General features: G+C 61.4%; 18 protein-coding genes. 8 read left to right on the top strand and 10 right to left on the bottom strand.

Annotated elements, in window-relative coordinates:
• The first annotated feature begins 26 nt into the window (after positions 1 to 26).
• A complete protein-coding gene (locus ACK59H_RS02980; RefSeq protein WP_371326799.1) occupies positions 27 to 1,283 on the top strand; it encodes an FAD/NAD(P)-binding oxidoreductase in 1,257 nt (418 codons plus the stop codon).
• Entirely contained in the window at positions 1,280 to 2,098 is an 819-nt protein-coding gene (locus ACK59H_RS02975; protein ID WP_060480539.1) for a sulfite exporter TauE/SafE family protein, read from the top strand. Before ACK59H_RS02980 ends, ACK59H_RS02975 begins: the two co-directional genes overlap by 4 nt.
• On the opposite strand, the gene ACK59H_RS02970 is transcribed toward ACK59H_RS02975, so the two are convergent.
• Complete coding sequence (locus ACK59H_RS02970; RefSeq protein ID WP_060480538.1) at positions 2,087 to 2,974, bottom strand: LysR family transcriptional regulator; 888 nt, start codon at positions 2,972 to 2,974, stop codon at positions 2,087 to 2,089. The two genes, ACK59H_RS02975 and ACK59H_RS02970, sit on opposite strands and share 12 nt — an antisense overlap.
• Before the next feature lie 119 nt (positions 2,975 to 3,093).
• Here ACK59H_RS02970 and ACK59H_RS02965 point away from each other — a divergent pair, with 119 nt between their 5' ends.
• Together ACK59H_RS02965 and ACK59H_RS02960 are read left to right on the top strand one after the other, a co-directional pair.
• Positions 3,094 to 4,740, top strand: a complete 1,647-nt coding sequence (locus ACK59H_RS02965) for a GMC family oxidoreductase N-terminal domain-containing protein (RefSeq protein WP_060480537.1) — start codon at positions 3,094 to 3,096, stop codon at positions 4,738 to 4,740.
• 97 nt (positions 4,741 to 4,837) lie between these two features.
• Positions 4,838 to 6,457 (top strand): MFS transporter, encoded by a 1,620-nt coding sequence (locus ACK59H_RS02960; RefSeq protein ID WP_397468558.1) that lies wholly within the window; start codon positions 4,838 to 4,840, stop codon positions 6,455 to 6,457.
• Positions 6,458 to 6,624: 167 nt separating this feature from the next.
• Here ACK59H_RS02960 and ACK59H_RS02955 read toward each other — a convergent pair whose 3' ends face one another.
• The 4 genes from ACK59H_RS02955 to glyQ form a co-directional block, all read right to left on the bottom strand.
• Entirely contained in the window at positions 6,625 to 7,395 is a 771-nt protein-coding gene (locus ACK59H_RS02955) for a lysophospholipid acyltransferase family protein (RefSeq protein ID WP_060479095.1), read from the bottom strand.
• Positions 7,396 to 7,458: 63 nt separating this feature from the next.
• Positions 7,459 to 7,986: a D-glycero-beta-D-manno-heptose 1,7-bisphosphate 7-phosphatase gene (gmhB, locus tag ACK59H_RS02950; RefSeq protein WP_060479094.1), complete on the bottom strand. Its 528-nt coding sequence runs from the start codon at positions 7,984 to 7,986 to the stop codon at positions 7,459 to 7,461.
• Positions 7,987 to 7,989: 3 nt separating this feature from the next.
• Positions 7,990 to 10,041 carry a glycine--tRNA ligase subunit beta gene (gene glyS, locus ACK59H_RS02945; RefSeq protein ID WP_060479093.1) on the bottom strand — a complete coding sequence of 684 codons (2,052 nt, stop codon included), beginning with the start codon at positions 10,039 to 10,041 and terminating at the stop codon, positions 7,990 to 7,992.
• Positions 10,038 to 10,985, bottom strand: a complete 948-nt coding sequence (gene glyQ, locus ACK59H_RS02940) for a glycine--tRNA ligase subunit alpha (protein WP_060479092.1) — start codon at positions 10,983 to 10,985, stop codon at positions 10,038 to 10,040. Before glyQ ends, glyS begins: the two co-directional genes overlap by 4 nt.
• 83 nt (positions 10,986 to 11,068) lie before the next feature.
• On the opposite strand from glyQ, the gene ACK59H_RS02935 reads away from it, so the two are divergent.
• Both ACK59H_RS02935 and ACK59H_RS02930 read left to right on the top strand, forming a co-directional pair.
• On the top strand, positions 11,069 to 11,620 hold the full coding sequence (locus ACK59H_RS02935) for a DNA-3-methyladenine glycosylase I (RefSeq protein ID WP_060479091.1): 552 nt from the start codon (positions 11,069 to 11,071) through the stop codon (positions 11,618 to 11,620).
• A gap of 40 nt (positions 11,621 to 11,660) precedes the next feature.
• A complete protein-coding gene (locus ACK59H_RS02930; protein ID WP_186476102.1) occupies positions 11,661 to 12,548 on the top strand; it encodes a lysophospholipid acyltransferase in 888 nt (295 codons plus the stop codon).
• Positions 12,549 to 12,632: 84 nt separating this feature from the next.
• On the opposite strand, the gene ACK59H_RS02925 is transcribed toward ACK59H_RS02930, so the two are convergent.
• From ACK59H_RS02925 to def, 5 genes are read right to left on the bottom strand one after another with little or no spacing between them, the layout of a single operon-like run.
• A complete protein-coding gene (locus ACK59H_RS02925) occupies positions 12,633 to 12,947 on the bottom strand; it encodes a hypothetical protein (RefSeq protein WP_060479089.1) in 315 nt (104 codons plus the stop codon).
• 9 nt (positions 12,948 to 12,956) lie between these two features.
• On the bottom strand, positions 12,957 to 14,330 hold the full coding sequence (gene trkA / locus ACK59H_RS02920) for a Trk system potassium transporter TrkA (RefSeq protein WP_060479088.1): 1,374 nt from the start codon (positions 14,328 to 14,330) through the stop codon (positions 12,957 to 12,959).
• Between the two features lie 23 nt (positions 14,331 to 14,353).
• The gene (gene rsmB / locus ACK59H_RS02915; RefSeq protein WP_186476100.1) at positions 14,354 to 15,664 is read right to left on the bottom strand and encodes a 16S rRNA (cytosine(967)-C(5))-methyltransferase RsmB; all 1,311 of its coding nucleotides are present in this window, start codon (positions 15,662 to 15,664) and stop codon (positions 14,354 to 14,356) included.
• The gene (fmt, locus tag ACK59H_RS02910; protein WP_060479086.1) at positions 15,661 to 16,593 is read right to left on the bottom strand and encodes a methionyl-tRNA formyltransferase; all 933 of its coding nucleotides are present in this window, start codon (positions 16,591 to 16,593) and stop codon (positions 15,661 to 15,663) included. Before fmt ends, rsmB begins: the two co-directional genes overlap by 4 nt.
• A gap of 60 nt (positions 16,594 to 16,653) precedes the next feature.
• A complete protein-coding gene (def, locus tag ACK59H_RS02905; RefSeq protein WP_003260000.1) occupies positions 16,654 to 17,160 on the bottom strand; it encodes a peptide deformylase in 507 nt (168 codons plus the stop codon).
• Between the two features lie 206 nt (positions 17,161 to 17,366).
• Between def and dprA the strand changes: the two genes are divergently transcribed.
• Together dprA and ACK59H_RS02895 are read left to right on the top strand one after the other, a co-directional pair.
• Entirely contained in the window at positions 17,367 to 18,464 is a 1,098-nt protein-coding gene (gene dprA, locus ACK59H_RS02900) for a DNA-processing protein DprA (protein ID WP_060479085.1), read from the top strand.
• Positions 18,465 to 18,508: 44 nt separating this feature from the next.
• Positions 18,509 to 19,066 carry an L-threonylcarbamoyladenylate synthase gene (locus ACK59H_RS02895; protein WP_060479098.1) on the top strand — a complete coding sequence of 186 codons (558 nt, stop codon included), beginning with the start codon at positions 18,509 to 18,511 and terminating at the stop codon, positions 19,064 to 19,066.
• Positions 19,067 to 19,282: the final 216 nt, after the last annotated feature.

Below are 19,282 nucleotides of genomic sequence, written 5' to 3'. Positions count from 1 at the left end.
ACCAAGAATTCTCAGGATTGACTGCCATGCCTGCCAATACAGACCACCACAAAGTGGTCATCGTCGGTGCCGGTGCCGCCGGTATCGCTACCGCCTCAAGCTTGATCGCCCGTGACCCGTCACTGGACATCGCCCTGATCGACCCTGCCGATGTGCATTACTACCAGCCGGGCTGGACCATGGTTGGCGCGGGTGTATTCACCGCGCCGAGCACTGCCCGGACCATGGCTTCAGCCATCCCGAGCGGCGTGCGCTGGATCAAGGCGCGGGTTCAGGGCTTTGACCCCAAGCGCCAGCTGGTCAGCCTTGAAACGGGTCGTGCCATCAGTTATGAACAACTGGTGGTCTGCCCAGGCCTGAAGCTGGACTGGGACGCCATTGAGGGGCTCAGCGAAACCCTTGGCCGCAACGGCGTCACTTCCAACTACCGCTACGACCTCGCTCCCTATACCTGGGAGCTGGTGCAAACGCTCAAGCAAGGGCGCGCACTGTTCACCCAGCCACCGATGCCCATCAAGTGTGCAGGGGCACCGCAAAAGGCGCTGTATCTGTCCTGTGACCACTGGCTGCGCAACGGACGGCTCGGCCATGTTAAGGCGAGCTTTTTCAATGCTGGAGGCGTGCTGTTCGGCGTGCCGGACTATGTCCCAGCCTTGATGGCCTATATCGAAAAGTATGGCGTTGACCTCAATTACAGCCATCGCCTGGTAGCCGTGGATGGCTCCAACCGGCGTGCCACCTTCATGCGTACGCTTGCCGACGGCACCAGCGAAACCCGTAGCGAAACCTTCGACATGCTACACGTGGTTCCTCCCCAAGTTGCCCCAGACTTCATTCGCCAAAGCCCCCTGGCCGACGCTGCCGGCTGGGTCGATGTCGACCCCCATACTCTGCGCCATCGCCAGTTCGGCAATATCCACGCTTTGGGTGACGTGGCCAGCACCAGCAATGCTAAAACCGCCGCGGCCGCCCGTAAGCAGGCACCCGTGGTGGCCAACAACGTGCTGGTGGCCCTCGGCCGGTTGCCTGCCCTGGCCCAGTACGACGGCTACGGCTCCTGCCCGTTGACCGTAGAACGCGGCAAGATCGTGCTGGCTGAATTCACGTATGGTGGCAAGCTTGCGCCGAGTTTCCCCCGCTGGTTGCTCGATGGACGCCAGCCATCACGCTTGGCCTGGCTACTCAAGGCGCGGGTCTTGCCGTCCTTGTACTGGCAGGCGATGCTCAAAGGCCGTGAGTGGTTGGCCCGCCCGCAACCGTTGAAAGCCGAGGCTAAGCAGTGATCGAACAGCAACTGCTGGGCGCAGGCCTTGGCGCGATCATTGGTGCCGTGCTGGCGCTTACCGGTGCTGGGGGTGGCATCCTGGCAGTGCCGCTGCTGGTTTTCGGCCTGGGCTTGTCGATGGTGGAGGCCGCACCCATCGGCCTTCTGGCCGTCGGATTGGCGGCAACAGTGGGGGCGCTTCTAGGTTTACGCGAGGGGTTGGTGCGTTATCGCGCGGCGCTGTTCATCGCTGTGATCGGTATTGCGGCAGCGCCATTGGGCCTGATGCTGGCCCACCGTTTGCCCAATACACCCTTGGCGTTGGTGTTCGCCGCCGTATTGGTCTATGCCTGCCTACGCATATGGCGCAAGGCGGCCGACGCCCTGCGCGGCCAGGGCAATGAAGCCCATCGCTACATCGAGCCTTGCGTGCTGAACCCATTGCAGGGTCGCCTGCGCTGGACGCTACCCTGCGCGCGCGCCCTGGCATTGACCGGGGCGACGTCCGGCTTGCTTTCTGGCCTGCTGGGAGTGGGTGGAGGCTTCGTGATCATTCCGGCATTGAACCGCTATACCAACTTGCGCATGAATAGCATCGTCTCGACATCCCTTGCCGTTATCGCACTGGTATCGATCGGCGGCGTGGTCAGCGCCAGCCTGGCCGGGGTCATGCACTGGAGGATCGGCGCACCTTTCGCTGTCGGTGCCGTGGTCGGGCTGCTGCTGGCCAGGCCCTTGGCCACTCGCATTGCTGGGCCGCGCCTGCAACAAATGTTCGCCGTTGCCGGCTGGCTGGCCGCTCTGCTGTTGGCCGCCAAGGCGCTATGGGGCTAGCAGTTCATGCTGTTGCGCCGCACACAGTGCCAACAGGTAGTCCCAAACCACACGCAGGCGCACCGACTTGTGCAACTCTCGGCGGGTACAGATCCAATAGCTGCGCTGGATGGTTTCGCTGGGCAGAACGCGCACCAGCGTTGGGTCTTGGCGCGCCATGTAGTTGGGTAGCACGGCGATGCCCAGCCCTGCGCGGGCAGCGCTTTGCTGGGCTATTACGCTGGTGCTGCGAAATACCACGTGCGGTGAGCGACAGAAGCTGTTGAGAAACAGCAGTTCCTGGCTGAACAGCAGGTCGTCGACGTAGCCGATCCAGCTATGCCGGGCCAGGTCCTCGCGATTACGCAGGGGGGGCGCCCGGTCCAGATAGGCTTGGCTTGCATACAGCGCCAGGCGGTAGTCGGTGAGCTTGCGGGTGATCAGCAAGTCGGCGTTGGGCCGCTCCAGGTGGATGCTGATTTCGGCCTCGCGGTTGAGGATGCTGACGAAACGCGGTACTGCCACCAACTCCACTTCCAACCCTGGGTAACGGGCGAATAGTTCGTTCATACGCGGGGTGAAGAACATGATGCCGATGCCTTCGGTCACCCCCAGACGAATCTTGCCCAGGGGCGCGATGGCCTGGGTGATTTCTTCCTGCGCCAGCAGAGCAACGTTCTCCATGGCCTCTGCATGCTTGAGCAGCGCTTGCCCCGCCGGGGTCAGCTCGTAGCCTTGCGCGTGCTGCACGAACAGGGGTGTGCCCAGGCTTCTCTCGATGCTCTCGATATGCCGCGCAACAGTGCTGTGAGTGGTGTTGAGACGCTTGGCCGCGGTAAGCAGGCGGCCGCTGCGCTGCAACTCGAGGAAAAACCGCAGATCGTTCCAGTCGAACATGCTGATCCTTATGGCTGTGCTAAAACGCACAACGGCTGCGCGAAATTTCGTGTTCCCAAGACGAAATTACTCACTAAGATGATTCGGAACAAGAATAAAAATCAGGCGCGAGGTTACAGATGCCATCAGCCGATTCTGTCTTCGACTACGTGGTCGTAGGTGCTGGTCCTGCCGGCTGCCTGCTGGCCAACCGATTGTCTGCCGACCCTTCCTGCCGCGTGCTGCTGCTCGAAGCGGGTGGGCGCGATAACTATCCATGGATTCACATCCCCGTCGGATACCTCTACTGCATCGGTAACCCACGCACCGATTGGTGCTTCAAGACCGAAGCACAAGCTGGTCTGGGCGGCCGTGCGCTGGGCTACCCACGGGGCAAAGTGCTCGGCGGCTGCTCTTCGATCAACGGCATGATCTACATGCGTGGCCAGGCCGCCGACTACGATCATTGGGCCGAGCAAGGCAACGACGGCTGGGCGTGGAACGATGTGCTGCCGTTGTTCAAAGCCTCTGAAAACCATCATGCCGGCGCCAGCGAGCACCATGGTGCAGAGGGTGAGTGGCGGGTCGAGCGTCAGCGCTACAGCTGGCCCATCCTGGACGCGTTTCGCGATGCGGCCGAGCAAAGCGGCATCGGCAAGATCGACGATTTCAACACCGGCGACAACCAAGGCTGTGGATACTTTCAGGTCAACCAGCGTAGCGGTGTGCGCTGGAACGCCGCCAAAGCGTTTCTGCGGCCCATCAAAGATCGCCCGAACGTTACGGTGCTCACTGGGGTGCAGGTAGACCAAGTGTTGTTGGGCAATACCCGCGCACGTGCGGTCAAGGCATTCTGGCAAGGCGCCTGGCATGAATTTGCTGCGCGTCGCGAGATCATTCTTTGTGCGGGTGCTGTGGGCTCACCCGGCATTCTTCAGCGCTCCGGTATCGGCCCGCGTAAATTGCTCGAGCAGTTGGGCATCGCTGTGCGCCACGATATGCCCGGCGTAGGGGGCAATCTGCAGGATCATCTGCAACTGCGCTTGATCTACCAGATCCGCAACACGCGTACCCTGAATCAGATGGCCAATAGCCTGTGGGGCAAGTTGGGCATGGGTCTACGCTACCTCTATGACCGCAGTGGCCCGCTGGCCATGGCACCGAGCCAGTTGGGCGCATTCGTGCGCTCCAGCCAGGAGCAGGCCACGCCGAACCTGCAGTATCACGTGCAGCCGCTGTCGCTGGAGCGTTTCGGCGAGCCGCTGCATGCGTTCCCGGCGTTTACCGCCTCGGTGTGCAACCTGCGCCCAGTCAGCCGCGGGCGCATCGATATCGGCGGTGCAGACATGAACAGCGCGCCTGTGATCAACCCTAACTACTTGAGTGCCCCCGAGGATCTGCGGGTTGCTGCCGACGCTATCCGCCTGACTCGGCGCATCGTCCAGGCCCCTGCCCTGGCCATGTTCGACCCCAAGGAATATTTGCCCGGGCCAGACCTGCAAAGCGATGAAGCGCTGTTCGAAGCGGCTGGCAAAATCGGTACTACCATCTTCCATCCGGTAGGCACCTGCCGAATGGGCAGCGGCGCACTGGACGTTGTGGATAACCAACTGCGGGTGCACGGCATACCGGGTTTGCGTGTAGCCGATGCTTCGATCATGCCGTACATCACGTCGGGCAATACCTGTTCCCCCACCTTGATGATCGCTGAAAAGGCGGCACAACTGATCCTTAAAGGAGCGGCCACCCAAACCAACCTGAACCAAGACGCAGTACCGACCCCTTGACCCAGGAGGGTGCAACAGCGGCAGCTCGCGGTCACAAGCTGCCGGCAGTGGAACAACAAGAATAATCACTGTGGCCTGCGGGCCGAGGACAGCAACGATGTCGGATTACATCCAAGAGCAGGGTACAGCGGCAGCTCCTACCAGCCGCCGGGAAGAACGCAAGATCATATTCGCGTCATCCCTCGGGACGGTTTTCGAGTGGTATGACTTTTTTCTCTATGGGGCGTTGGCTGCCGTCATCAGCAAGCAGTTCTTTGCAGGGGTGAACGACACCACGGCCTTCATTTTTGCGCTCATGGCATTCGCCGCCGGGTTTTTGGTGCGGCCATTTGGTGCGCTGGTGTTTGGCCGGTTGGGCGACATGATCGGGCGCAAGTACACCTTTCTGGTAACCATCGTACTGATGGGGCTGTCCACCTTCGCCGTTGGCCTGCTGCCCACTTACGCCAGCATCGGCATCGCGGCGCCGATCATTCTTGTGTTGTTGCGCATGCTGCAAGGGCTGGCGCTGGGTGGTGAATACGGTGGTGCTGCCACTTATGTGGCTGAGCATGCGCCACCCGGTAAGCGTGGGTTCCACACAGGCTTCATCCAGTCCACGGCTACGCTGGGTCTGTTGCTATCACTACTGGTCGTGCTGGGCAGCCGCTATATCAGCGGTGACCAGTTCGAAACTTGGGGCTGGCGCCTGCCGTTCCTGCTGTCGATTATCTTGCTGGCGATTTCTACCTGGATCCGCATGAGCATGCATGAGTCGCCGGCGTTCGTGAAAATGAAGGCCCAGGGCAAGGTCAGCAAGTCGCCGATCCGTGAGTCGTTCACCTCCTGGCCCAACCTCAAAGTCGTACTCACAGCGTTGTTCAGTATCAACGCTGGGCAGGCCGTGACGTTCTATACCGCTCAGTTCTACGTGCTGTTCTTCCTGACCCAGATGCTCAAGATGGACCCGGCTCAGGCCAACACCTTGTTGATCATCAGCGTGGTGATCGGCGCGCCGTTCTTCGTGTTCTTTGGTTGGCTGTCCGACCGAATCGGGCGCAAACCGATCCTCATGCTCGGCCTGCTGCTGGCCACGGTGCTGTACTTCCCTATGTTCAAGGCGCTGAGCCATTACGCCAACCCGCAGATCGATGCGGCCAGCCGCCAGGCACCCATTGTGGTAACGGCTGACCCACAAGGCTGCACCTTCCAATTCGACCCGGTCGGTAAGGCCCGCTTCGACAGCCCCTGTGACAAGGTCAAGACCTTCCTGGTCAAACAGGGGCTGCCTTACAGCTCGGTAAGCGTAGCTGGCAGCGATGTTGTGGTGAACATCGGCGACAAGACCATCAATGGCTTCGATGAAACAGCCATGCGCGCCGCGATCGAGCAGGCAGGCTACCCGGCCAAGGCAGACCCAGCACAGGTCAACCAAGTGATGGTGGTGGTGCTGATCGTCGCCATGATCCTGATTGCGACCATGACTTATGGGCCTCTGGCGGCGGTGATGGTGGAGTTGTTTCCAACGCGGATCAGATACACCTCGATGTCTCTGCCCTACCATATCGGCAACGGTTGGTTCGGTGGCTTCCTGCCCACCGTTTCGTTCGCGTTGGTGGTGTATACCGGGGATATCTTCTATGGGCTCTGGTACCCGGTGCTGGTGACCGGTATCAGCTTGGTGGTGGGAATATTCTGTCTCAAGGAAACCAAGGACGTGGACATCGACAAGGTTTGATGAGGGATAAAAAAACCGGCTTTAAAAGCCGGTTTTTTCATGCCTTAAAAAACTTATGCACGTTCGAACTGAAATCGTTAGCTCTAGAAATAAATAGTTAATTCAATCACTTAGCGTGTAAAACAAGCATTTCACGAACAAACTGTACACAAGTTATCCACAGAAGGTCAGGCCATCTGTTGCTGCGGCTTTTCCTCAGCTGGCGGCAGGGAGCCCATGGCTCGCTGGGTGGCTTCGTTCCAAGCGGCAGCGCGGTCATTGAGCTCAGCGATGGCCCGTGGCCCTGTGCCTTCAGCGTACATCGGCTCGCCGATCACCACCTCAATGGTGCCTGAGCGCTTGCCCCAGCCTGTCTTGGGCCAGAACTTCCCAGCGTTGTGGGCGATTGGCAATACGGGCAGCCCAGCATTCACCGCCAGGGCGGTACCACCCCGGGAAAATTTGCCCACGGTGCCGAATGGTACTCGGGTCCCTTCCGGGAAGATCAACACCCAGGTTTTCTGCTTGAGCAACTCGTCACCCTTGCTGGCAACATGGCGCAGGGCTTCTTTGGGGTTATCTCGGTCGATCGCGATGGGCCTTAGCATGGCCATGGCCCAACCAAAGAACGGCACATACAGCAGCTCGCGCTTGAGCACTTGGCTCAGCGGCGAAAAATACTGGGAGAGAAAGAAGGTTTCCCAAGTGCTCTGGTGGTTGGACAGGATCACGCAGGGCTCATTCGGCACGTTCTCGGCACCGCTGACCTTGTAGTTGATACCGAGGATGGTGCGCGCCAGGAACAGTGCGCAGCGGCACCAGTACACGTTGATGAACTTGTAGCGCTTGGGGAACGACAGAAACGGCGCGACGAAAAAGCTCAGGGTGCACCACAGCAGCGAACTGGTGCCCAGCAGCAGGTAAAAAAGAAAGATTCTGATCGCCTGCAGGATCGACATAGTGGCAAGTACCGTTGCGGGTCATGCCCGCCTGGGAAAATACGCCCAAAGGCGCATCATCGTTTAAATAAGTGCTCTGGCGATAGCTGCCAGATCGTCGAAAATCAGTGTGTTTTGCGGGACCCCTTTTTCCAGAGTCCGCTCACCCTTGCCGGTTTTGACCAGCACAGGTTGGGCACCGACAGCGAGGGCAGCCTGAAGGTCACCGCTGCTGTCGCCAACGAACCAGACGCCCTCAAGGTTCACCTGGTAATACTCAGCGATCGCCCGCAGCATGCCAGGCTTGGGCTTGCGGCAGTCGCAGCCCTCATCTGGCCCATGCGGGCAATACACGATATGGCCCACCACACCGCCCTGCTCGGCCACCAGTTCGCGCAGTCGCGCGTGCATGGCTTCGAGCGTGGTCAGCGGGTAATAACCACGGGCGATGCCAGACTGGTTAGTGGCCACGGCCACCGTCCAGCCCGCCTTGCTCAACTGCGCGATGGCCTCGACCGAGCCAGGGATCGGAACCCACTCTTCCAGCGTCTTGATGTAGGCGTCGGAGTCGTAGTTGATCACCCCGTCACGGTCGAGAATCAGCAGTTTCAAGGCTTACCCCAGCAGCGAAATGTCGGCCACACCCAGGAACAGGCCGCGCAGGCGGCTGAGCAGGGCGTAACGGTTGGCACGTACCTTGGCGTCTTCTGCGTTGACCATCACCGCCTCGAAGAAGGCGTCGACTGGGTCGCGCAGAGCCGCCAAGCGGGCGAGCGATTCGCTGTACTGGCGGGCCGCTGCCATCGGCTGCACGGCCTGGTCGGCTTGCTGAATGGCCGAGTACAGCGAGAACTCGTTGGCGTTGTCGAAGTACTTGGGCTCGACCTGCTCGGCAATGGCGCCTTCGGCCTTGCTCAGCAGGTTCGACACCCGCTTGTTCACGGCAGCCAGTGCGTCGGCTTCAGGCAGCTTACGGAAGGCCTGTACGGCTTGTACGCGCTGGTCGAAGTCCAGGGCCGAAGCCGGCTTCAAAGCACGCACCGACAGGTAAGTTGCAACGTCGATGCCTTCGTCTTCGTAGCGTGCGCGCAGGCGGTCGAAGATGAACTCCAGCACTTGCTCGGCAAGGCCTGCAGCCTTGACCTTGGCACCGAACTGCTTGACCGCGAACTCCACTGCGGCGCTCAGGTCCAGGTCCAGCTGCTTCTCGATCAGGATGCGCAGTACGCCCAGTGCGGCGCGACGCAGGGCATACGGGTCTTTGCTGCCGGTGGGCAGCATGCCGATGCCGAAAATGCCGACCAGGGTGTCGAGCTTGTCGGCGATGGCAACCGCTGCACCGGTGAGGGTCTGCGGCAGCTCGGCGCCAGCACCGCGTGGCATGTACTGCTCGTTCAGGGCCAGGGCAACGTCTTCGGGCTCACCGTCGTTGAGCGCGTAGTAATAGCCGGCAACGCCCTGCATTTCAGGGAACTCGCCGACCATCTCGGTGGCCAGGTCACACTTGGACAACAGGCCGGCACGGCCAGCGCGCTGAGCGTCGCCGCCAATCAGCGGAGCGATGAACGCTGCCAGTTTGGACACACGCTCGGCCTTGTCGTAGACAGTGCCCAGTTGCGCCTGGAACACCACATTCTTCAGGCGCTCGTTGAAGCTTTCCAGCGGCTGCTTCTTGTCCTGCTTGAAGAAGAACTCGGCGTCGGTCAGGCGCGGGCGCACGACCTTCTCGTTCCCTTGCACGATCTGCTTGGGGTCACGGCTCTCGACGTTGGCTACGGTGATGAAGCGCGGCAGCAGCTTGCCTTCGCTGTCCAGCAGGCAGAAGTACTTCTGGTTGTCCTGCATGGTGGTGATCAGGGCTTCCTGCGGCACCTCAAGGAAACGCTCCTCGAACGAGCACACCAGCGGCACTGGCCACTCAACCAGGGCGGTCACTTCGTCCAGCAGCGCCGGCGGCACGATTGCGCTGCCTTCCTGCTGCATGGCCAGCTCAGCGGTGCGCTTGCTGATCAGCTCGCGGCGCTCGGCGAAGTCGGCCAGCACGTAGGCTTTGCGCAGGTCTTCAACGTAGTTGGCCGGGGCGCTGATGACCACGTTCTGCGGGTGGTGGAAGCGGTGGCCACGGGACTCGCGGCCGGCCTTCTGCGACAGGATGGTGCAATCGACAACCTGGTCGCCGAACAGCATCACCAGCCATTGAGTGGGACGCACGAACTCTTCACGGCTGGCAGCCCAGCGCATGCGCTTGGGAATCGGCAGGTCGTTCAGCGAGTCCTCGACGATGGTCGGCAGCAGGCTGGCGGTGGCCTTGCCCGGGATATGCTGAGAGAAGCGCAGTTTGGCACCGCTCTGGTCAATTTCGGCCAGCTCGACCCCACACTTCTTGGCAAAGCCCAAGGCAGCCTGAGTAGGCTCGCCGTCTTTGAAGGCCGCCTGCATGGGTGGGCCGTCGATGTTGATGCTGCGGTCAGGCTGCTGCACGTCGAGCTGGCGGATCAATACGGCCAGGCGGCGCGGTGCGGCATAAACCAGCTTGCCGGTGTAATTCAGGCCAGCAGCCTGCAGGCCTTTCTCGATGCCTGCCAGGAAGGCATCGCCCAGGCTTGCCAGGGCTTTGGGTGGCAGCTCTTCGGTGCCCAGTTCTACCAGGAAATCTTGAGCACTCATTGTGCAGCCTCCAGCTTCGCCAACACTTCGTCACGCAGTTCAGGGGTAGCCATCGGGAAGCCCAGGCGTGCACGGGCTTGCAGATAGCTTTGCGCCACGTCCCGGGCCAGGGTACGAACACGCAGAATGTAACGCTGACGCTCGGTTACCGAGATGGCGCGGCGAGCGTCCAGCAAGTTGAAGGTGTGCGAGGCCTTCAGGACCATTTCATAGGTCGGCAGCGGCAGGTCCAGCTTGATCAGGCGGTTGGCTTCGCTTTCATAGAAATCGAACAGCTCGAACAGCTTTTCGACGTTGGCGTGCTCGAAGTTGTAGGTCGACTGCTCCACTTCGTTCTGGTGGAACACGTCGCCATAGGTGACCTTGCCGAACGGGCCATCGGCCCAAACCAGGTCGTAGACCGAATCGACGCCTTGGATGTACATGGCCAGGCGCTCGAGGCCGTAGGTGATTTCACCGGTGACCGGGTAGCACTCGATGCCACCGACTTGCTGGAAGTAGGTGAACTGAGTGACTTCCATGCCGTTGAGCCAGATTTCCCAGCCCAGGCCCCAGGCGCCCAGTGTCGGCGATTCCCAGTTGTCTTCGACGAAGCGAATGTCGTGGACCAGCGGGTCCAGGCCGATGGCTTTCAGGGAGCCGAGGTACAGCTCCTGGAAGTTGGCAGGGTTGGGCTTGAGTACCACCTGGAACTGGTAATAGTGCTGCAGGCGGTTGGGGTTTTCGCCATACCGCCCGTCGCCAGGGCGACGGCTTGGCTGCACATAGGCGGCGTTCCAGGTTTCTGGACCCACGGCGCGCAGGAAGGTAGCGGTGTGGAAAGTGCCGGCGCCTACTTCCATATCGTAGGGCTGAAGCACCACACAACCTTGCTCGGCCCAGTAGTTTTGCAGGGCGAGGATCAGGTCTTGGAAGGTACGCACGGCTGGCGTAGGCTGGCTCACGAAATTCACCTGTATCTGGGGATGCGGATGTAAAGAGCGGGAGTATAACCTGATTCGCTTCGCCCTCTACTCATTGGAGCCTTATGCCACGCTGCTTTTGGTGTACCGACGATCCGTTGTACCAGGCCTACCACGACCAGGAGTGGGGGACGCCCCAGCGTGACCCGGCGTTGCTGTTCGAGATGCTTTTGCTCGAAGGGTTCCAGGCAGGGCTTTCATGGATCACCGTTTTGCGCAAACGCGAGCGTTATCGCCAGGTGATGTACGGCTTCGATCCGGTGAAACTGGCCGCCATGAGCGATGAACGCATCGAGGAGCTGATGCTGGATGCGGGCATCATCCGCAACCGCCTCAAGCTCAAAGCTGCCCGGCGCAACGCCCAGGCCTGGCTGGCTGTGGATAACCCTGCGCAGTGGCTCTGGTCGTTTGTCGGTGGCGAGCCGAAGATCAACCACTTCCAGGCCCGTAGTGATGTGCCGGCCGTTACCGACCAAGCCAAGGCCATGAGCAAGGCGTTGCAGAAAGCTGGCTTCACCTTCGTTGGCCCGACCATCTGCTATGCCTTCATGCAGGCCACCGGCATGGTCATGGATCACACCACCGATTGCGATCGCTACGCCGCCTTGGTGCGCTGAGGGGTTACAATACGCGCCTTGCTGAAATAAGGAATTGCCTGTGGAAAAGTTCAAGGGCGCCCTGATGGTCGGGGTGCTGCGTCTGTTTGCCAAGCTGCCCTGGGGCGCTGTGCAGCGTGTGGGCGCCGGCATCGGCTGGCTGATGTGGAAGGTTCCCAACGGTTCGCGCAACGTCGTGCGCATCAACCTGGCCAAGTGCTTTCCGGAAATGGAGCCGGCGCAACGCGAACAGCTGGTTGGCCGGGCGCTGAAGGACATCGGCAAGTCTTTCGTCGAGAGTGCCTGTGCCTGGATCTGGCCGCCGCAGCGTTCGCTGGCACTGGTCAAGGAAGTGCATGGCCTGGAGGTGCTGGAGCAGGCCCTGGCCTCGGGCAAGGGTGTGGTCGGCATCACCAGCCACCTGGGCAACTGGGAAGTGCTCAACCACTTCTACTGCAACCAGTGCAAACCGATCATCTTCTACCGCCCGCCCAAGCTCAAGGCAGTGGATGACCTGTTGCGTGAACAGCGGGTGCAGATGGGCAACCGCGTGGCCCCGTCGACCAAGGAAGGCATCCTGAGCGTGATCAAGGAAGTTCGGCGCGGCGGGCAGGTCGGTATCCCTGCCGACCCGGAGCCGGCGGAATCAGCCGGAGTGTTCGTGCCGTTCCTGGGCACTCAGGCGCTGACCAGCAAGTTCGTGCCGAACATGCTGGCAGGTGGTAAGGCGGTGGGGGTATTCCTGCACGCGCTGCGCCTGCCGGACGGCTCAGGTTTCAAGGTGTTCCTCGAAGCGGCACCGCCTGAGATGTACAGCACCGACGTCAACGTATCGGCGGCAGCCATGAGCAAAGTCGTCGAGCGTTACGTGCGCGAGTATCCCAGCCAGTACATGTGGAGCATGAAGCGCTTCAAGAAGCGCCCGGCAGGCGAGCCGCGCTGGTATTAAGCGTTTGTGCAAGCGGATTTACCTGCGAATGCGATGTTGGCTTTACCGACGCATCGCGGGTGAACCCGCTGCTACCGACGCGCTTCAACCAGACGTTTTGTTGAGCTTCTTCAGGAACACTGCCATCTCTTTCTCGGCCTGCTTATCGCCATGGGCCTGGGCCGCGAGGATGCCGTCCTCCCAGGCTTTGCGCGCAGCAGGAAGGTCCCCTTGCAACTGGTGGGCTTTGCCTAGCAGCTTCCAAGCAGCCGAGTACTTCGGGTCCTGCGCCACGCAGCATGCCAAGTGCAGCGCCGCCTGGGCGCCATTGCCCTCATCCAGCCAGGCTTTACCCAGGCCGAATCGCAGCAGCGGGTTATCCACACCTTTGGCCAGCATCTTCTCCAGCGATTCGCGCATGCTTGCCCCCTAGAAGAAACTCAAGCCGACGTGGAACAGCTTTTCCACATCCCGAATGTGCTTTTTATCCACAACGAACAGAATCACATGGTCGCCTGACTCGATAACGGTATCGTCGTGGGCGATCAACACGTGCTCGTCGCGGATGATCGCGCCAATGGTAGTGCCCGGTGGCAAGGTAATATGTTCGATGGCTTTACCAACCACTTTGCTCGACTTGGCGTCACCATGGGCCACCGCCTCGATGGCCTCGGCCGCACCGCGGCGTAGCGAGTGCACACTGACGATATCGCCGCGCCGCACGTGGGCAAGCAATGTACCAATAGTGGCCAGCTGCGGGCTGATGGCGATGTCGATCTCACCGCCCTGCACGAGGTCGACATAGGCCGGGTTGTTGATGATGGTCATCACCTTGCGTGCGCCCAGGCGCTTGGCCAGCAGCGAGGACATGATGTTGGCCTCGTCGTCGTTGGTCAGGGCCAGAAATATATCGGCGTCGGCGATGTTCTCTTCCAGCATCAGGTCCTTGTCCGAAGCACTGCCCTGCAACACCACGGTGCTTTCCAAGGTGTCGGAAAGATAACGGCAACGAGCTTGGCTCATTTCGATGATCTTCACTTGGTAGCGGCTTTCGATGGCCTCGGCCAAGCGCTCGCCGATTTGCCCTCCGCCGGCGATGACCACGCGTTTGTTGGTTTCATCGAGGCGGCGCAGTTCGCCCATTACGGCGCGGATGTCCTTCTTTGCGGCGATGAAGAACACTTCGTCATCGGCTTCGATCACCGTATCGCCGCGTGGTGTAATTGGGCGGTCGCGGCGGAAGATGGCCGCAACGCGCGTATCCACATTGGGCATGTGGGCGCGGATCTGACGCAGTTGCTGGCCCACCAACGGGCCGCCGTAATAGGCCTTCACTGCCATCAGTTGCGCTTTGCCACCGGCAAAGTCGATCACCTGCAGGGCGCCTGGGTGCTCGATCAGGCGCTTGATGTAGTTGGTCACTACCTGCTCAGGGCTGATCAGCACGTCGACCGGAATATGGTCATTGTCGAACAGCTCCTCACGGGTGAGGTAGGCTGACTCGCGCACTCGGGCGATCTTGGTCGGGGTGTGGAACAGCGTATAGGCCACCTGGCAGGCGACCATGTTGGTTTCATCGCTGTTGGTCACCGCAATTAGCATGTCAGCATCGTCGGCACCGGCCTGGCGCAGCACCGTGGGCAGCGAACCGCGGCCCTGTACGGTACGGATGTCCAGGCGGTCGCCGAGGTCGCGCAGGCGGTCGCCATCGGTATCGACCACGGTGATATCGTTGGCTTCGCTGGCCAGGTGTTCGGCCAGCGTACCGCCTACCTGCCCTGCACCGAGGATGATGATCTTCATCCGCTACTCCCTACCCTGTGTGCTTAACCGCGCGAGGCGGCGATCTTGATCAGCTTGGCATAGTAGAACCCGTCATGGCCGCCTTCCTGGGCCAGCAACTGGCGGCCATGGGGCTGGCGCAGGCCGGCCGCGGTGGCCAGGTCCAGCTCGCGGGCGCCCGGGGTGCGGGCAAGGAAGGCTTCGATCACCTCGGTGTTCTCGGTCGGCAGGCTCGAGCAGGTCGCGTACAGCAGCATGCCGCCCACCTCCAGGGTCGGCCACAACGCATCGAGCAGTTCGCCTTGCAGCGTGGCCAGCGCCGGGATGTCCTCGGCCTGGCGCGTCAGCTTGATGTCCGGGTGGCGGCGGATCACCCCGGTGGCCGAGCATGGCGCATCGAGCAGAATCCGCTGGAACGGCTTGCCGTCCCACCAGCTGGCGGTTTCGCGGGCATCGCAGGCAATCAGCTCGGCATCGAGCTGCAGGCGGTCAAGGTTCTCACGCACGCGGGCCAGGCGTTTGGCCTCAAGGTCGATGGCCACCACCTGGCCCAGGCCAGCTTCGGCTTCCAGCAGGTGGCAGGTCTTGCCGCCGGGGGCGCAGCAGGCATCCAGCACACGCTGTCCAGGTGCCAGTTCGAGCAAGTCAGCTGCCAGTTGCGCGGCTTCATCCTGGACACTCACCCAGCCCTCGGCGAAACCAGGCAGGCTGCGCACGTCGCAGGCTTGGGCCAGTACGATACCGTCACGGCTGTACTGGCAGGCGCTGGCGCCAATGCCTGCTGCCGTCAGTAACGCCAGGTAAGCTTCGCGGCTATGGTGGCGGCGGTTGACTCGCAGGATCATTGGCGGGTGAGCATTGTTGGCGGCGCAGATGGCTTCCCACTGCTCTGGCCAGAACGCCTTGAGCGATTTTTGCAACCAGCGTGGGTGAGCGGTGCGCACCACTGGGTCGCGTTCCATGCTGGCAAGCAGTGCTTGGCCTTCGCGCTGGGCGCGGCGCAATACCGCATTGAGCAGGCCCTTGGCCCAAGGTTTCTTGAGCTTGTCGGCGCAGCCGACGGTCTCGCCAATCGCTGCATGGGCTGGGATGCGGGAATAGAACAACTGGTACAGGCCGACCAACAGCAGCGCCTGCACATCGGCATCGGCGGCTTTGAACGGCTTCTGCAGCAATTGTGCTGCCAGCAGGTCCAGGCGTGGCTGCCAGCGGGCGGTGCCGAACGCCAAGTCTTGGGTCAGGCCACGGTCGCGCTCATCGACCTTCTCCAGTTGCCCGGGCAGCGAACTGTTCAGCGAAGCCTTGCCGCTAAGTACAGCTGCGAGGGCACGGGCGGCGGCCAAGCGCGGGTTCATTGGCCAAGTACCTTGCCGGCGGCGAACTTCTCGCGACGGCTGTTGAACAAGTCACTGAAGTTCAGCGCCTTGCCACCTGGCAGTTGCAGCCGGGTCAGGCTCAACGCCTGATCACCACAAGCGACTACCAGGCCATCCTTGCTGGCGGAGATGATTTCACCCGGCGCACCCGTACCGGTGCACAAGCTGGCGGCTAGAACTTTGACGCTCTCGCCGTCGAGCGTGCTGTGGCACACCGGCCAAGGGTTGAAAGCGCGGATCAGGCGCTCAAGCTCGACGGCCGGGCGGCTCCAGTCGATGCGTGCTTCGTCCTTGTTCAACTTGTGTGCATAGGTGGCCATGGCATCGTCCTGAGCTTCACCTTGCAATGAACCATCTGCCAGCCCGGCGATGGCCTGGATCACAGCCGCCGGGCCCATCTGCGCCAGACGATCGTGCAAGCTGCCGCCGGTATCGTCAGCGCTGATCGGGGTGGTCACTTTTAGCAGCATTGGCCCGGTGTCCAGGCCGGCCTCCATGCGCATCACCGTCACGCCGCTCTGAGCATCGCCCGCTTCCACGGCGCGCTGGATCGGTGCCGCGCCGCGCCAACGTGGCAGCAGCGAGGCGTGGCTGTTGATGCAACCCAGGCGCGGGATGTCGAGCACTGCCTGCGGCAGAATCAAGCCGTAGGCAACGACCACCATCAGGTCGGGCTCGAGCGCGGCGAGCTCGGCCTGGGCCTCGGGGTTGCGCAGGGTCTGCGGCTGCAATACAGGGATGTCATGGGCCAAAGCCAAAGCTTTGACCGCACTCGGCATGAGCTTCTGGCCGCGGCCGGCAGGGCGGTCGGGCTGGGTATAAACAGCCACGATCTGGTAGGGGCTGTCGAGCAGGGCCTTGAGGTGTTCGGCGGCAAACTCTGGAGTGCCTGCAAAGACGATGCGCATGGAGTTCTCGCTTGCAAAAAGAAGAAGGCTTGCCGGAGCAAGCCTTCTGGAAGGTCGGGATCAGGCTTGCTGACGGTGCTGTTTTTCCAGCTTTTTCTTGATCCGGTCGCGCTTGAGCTGTGACAGGTAGTCGACGAACAGCTTGCCATTGAGGTGATCGAACTCGTGCTGCACGCACACTGCCAGCAGGCCTTCGCATTCCAGCTCGTAAGGCTTGCCGTCGCGATCCTGGGCCTTGACCCGTACCCGCAGCGGGCGGTCGACGTTTTCGTAGAAGCCCGGTACCGAAAGGCAGCCTTCCTGATACTGGCCCATATCGTGGGTGAGCTCTTCGACCGTTGGGTTGATGAAGACACGCGGTTCACTGCGGTCTTCGCTCAGGTCCATGACCACGACTTGCTGGTGCACGTTGACCTGGGTCGCGGCCAAGCCGATGCCAGGGGCTTCGTACATGGTTTCAAACATGTCGTCGATCAGCTGACGCAGAGCGTCGTCGAACACCGTTACCGGTTTGGCAATGGTGCGCAGGCGCGGGTCGGGGAATTCGAGAATGTTCAAGATGGCCATAAGGTCAGGCAGTCACTGTCTGTCGGTTGAAAACTGAACACACATAATAAAGGCAAACGCTGATTTCAGCACCTGCGAAAGCTCGTCTACGGTCTCTATAGACCTGATAGCCGGCAAATCATGGACAGCTTTTCAAACTGTTACTCACAGACTTATCCACAGGTTGTGCCACGTAGATGGCCCTGTATCGATCAAGGATGATCAGTATGTTGAACGACCATTCGTCGTCTTGTGCGCCTGCAGAACTGGAAGCCCGACTACGCTTGCATCGCTTGCCTGAGACGGGGTTGCGACGCTTTCGAACCCTTGTCCAAGCCTTTGGCAGCGCATCATCCGCACTCAGTGCGCCGGGCTCTGCCTGGCGCGCGCTGGGTGTTGGCCAAGCCACCATCGATGCGCGGCGCAGCCCAGAAGTGCGCGATGGCGCGCTGGCTGCCATGGCCTGGCTAGAGCGGCCTGGCCAGCATTTACTGATGTGGGACGGCCCTGGCTACCCTGCTTTACTGAATGAAATCGACGATGCGCCGCCCTTGTTGTTCGTGGCGGGCGACCCTGCACTGCTCGACCGGCCGCAGGTCGCAATCGTGGGCAGCAGGCGCGCCACCCCACCGGCACTGGACACCGCCAGGGCGTTCTCGCGCTACCTGGCGCAAGCAGGTTTCACCATCACCAGCGGCCTTGCCCTGGGTATAGATGGTGCCGCTCATCGGGCGGCACTGGAGGTCGGTGGAGGCACCATTGGTGTGCTAGGCACCGGCTTGCAAAAATTTTATCCACAGCGCCATCGCGACCTTGCACGGATGATGATCGATAGCGGCAACGCCCTGGTTTCCGAGTACCCACTCGATGCCGGGCCGCTGCCTGGCAACTTCCCGCGGCGCAACAGAATCATCAGTGGTTTGTCGCTTGGTGTGCTGGTGGTCGAGGCGAGCCTGGCCAGTGGCTCGTTGATTACCGCTCGTCTGGCCGCCGAGCAGGGCCGTGAGGTTTACGCAATACCAGGTTCCATCCACCACCCTGCGGCCAAGGGCTGCCATCAGTTGATTCGCGACGGCGCATTGCTGGTGGAGAGCGTAGACCAGATCCTTGAAAGCCTGCGCGGCTGGCAGAACCTGCCCCCCGCTGTCGTGCAAAAGCCACTTCACCCGCTGCTTGCCCTGCTCCATGCTGCGCCACAGACTAGCGAGAACCTGGCCCACTTCACTGAACAGTCGCTGGCCGAGGTGCTGGCGCAGTTGACCGAGCTGGAACTTGAAGGCCGGGTCAGCAATGTCGGCGGGCGTTGGTTTGCCCGCGCCGGCTAAGTACACTGCGCGCAGGCAAGGTCAACAAGGCGGAGAAACGCAAAATGGTGAGCAGTTTTCGTGTGCAACAAGCCGCACGTGAGATCAGGGCGGGCGCAGTCATCGCCTACCCTACGGAAGCGGTCTGGGGCCTGGGCTGCGACCCGTGGAACGAGGACGCGGTATATCGCCTGCTGGCGCTTAAATCGCGACCTGTGGATAAAGGCCTGATCCTGATCGCCGACAACATCCGCCAGTTCGACTTTCTGTTCGAGGACTTTCCCGAGGACTGGATCGACCGCATGAGCAGCACCTGGCCCGGCCCGAACACCTGGCTGGTACCGCACCAGGATCTGTTGCCTGAGTGGGTGACCGGGCAGCACGATACCGTGGCGCTGCGGGTGAGCGATCATCCTCAGGTGCGCGAGCTGTGTGCGCTGGTGGGGCCGCTGATTTCCACTTCATGCAACCCGGGCGGGCGCCCGGCGGCGAAGAGCCGGTTGCGGGTGGAGCAGTACTTCCATGGCCAGCTCGACCTGGTACTGGGTGGGGCGCTGGGGGGGCGCAAGAATCCCAGTGTGATTCGAGATTTGGTGACGGGTGAGGTCGTTCGGCCGGGCTGATACTGTGGCGGTTGGACTGCACGCGGCCGCAGAGGCTGAACAGTAAGATCAGAGGGCTTAGAGGTGCCTGCCTTGGGGTTTTTAGCGCCTGTGAGATCGAGCGCCGCCCGCGCGGCGCATCGCGAGCTGCGCTCGCTCCTACGTTTGTTTTCGGCCAGTTTCGCCTGTGACAGCCGCGCGCGACCGCCTGGTTCATACGACGCTATCTCGCGCCAT

The organism is Pseudomonas sp. KCJK9000 (assembly GCF_046230725.1).
In the GTDB taxonomy this organism is placed as follows: Bacteria; Pseudomonadota; Gammaproteobacteria; order Pseudomonadales; family Pseudomonadaceae; genus Aquipseudomonas; species Aquipseudomonas promysalinigenes.
Note: the sequence above shows the minus strand (reverse complement) of the source record. Positions and strands in the feature narration are given on the sequence as shown.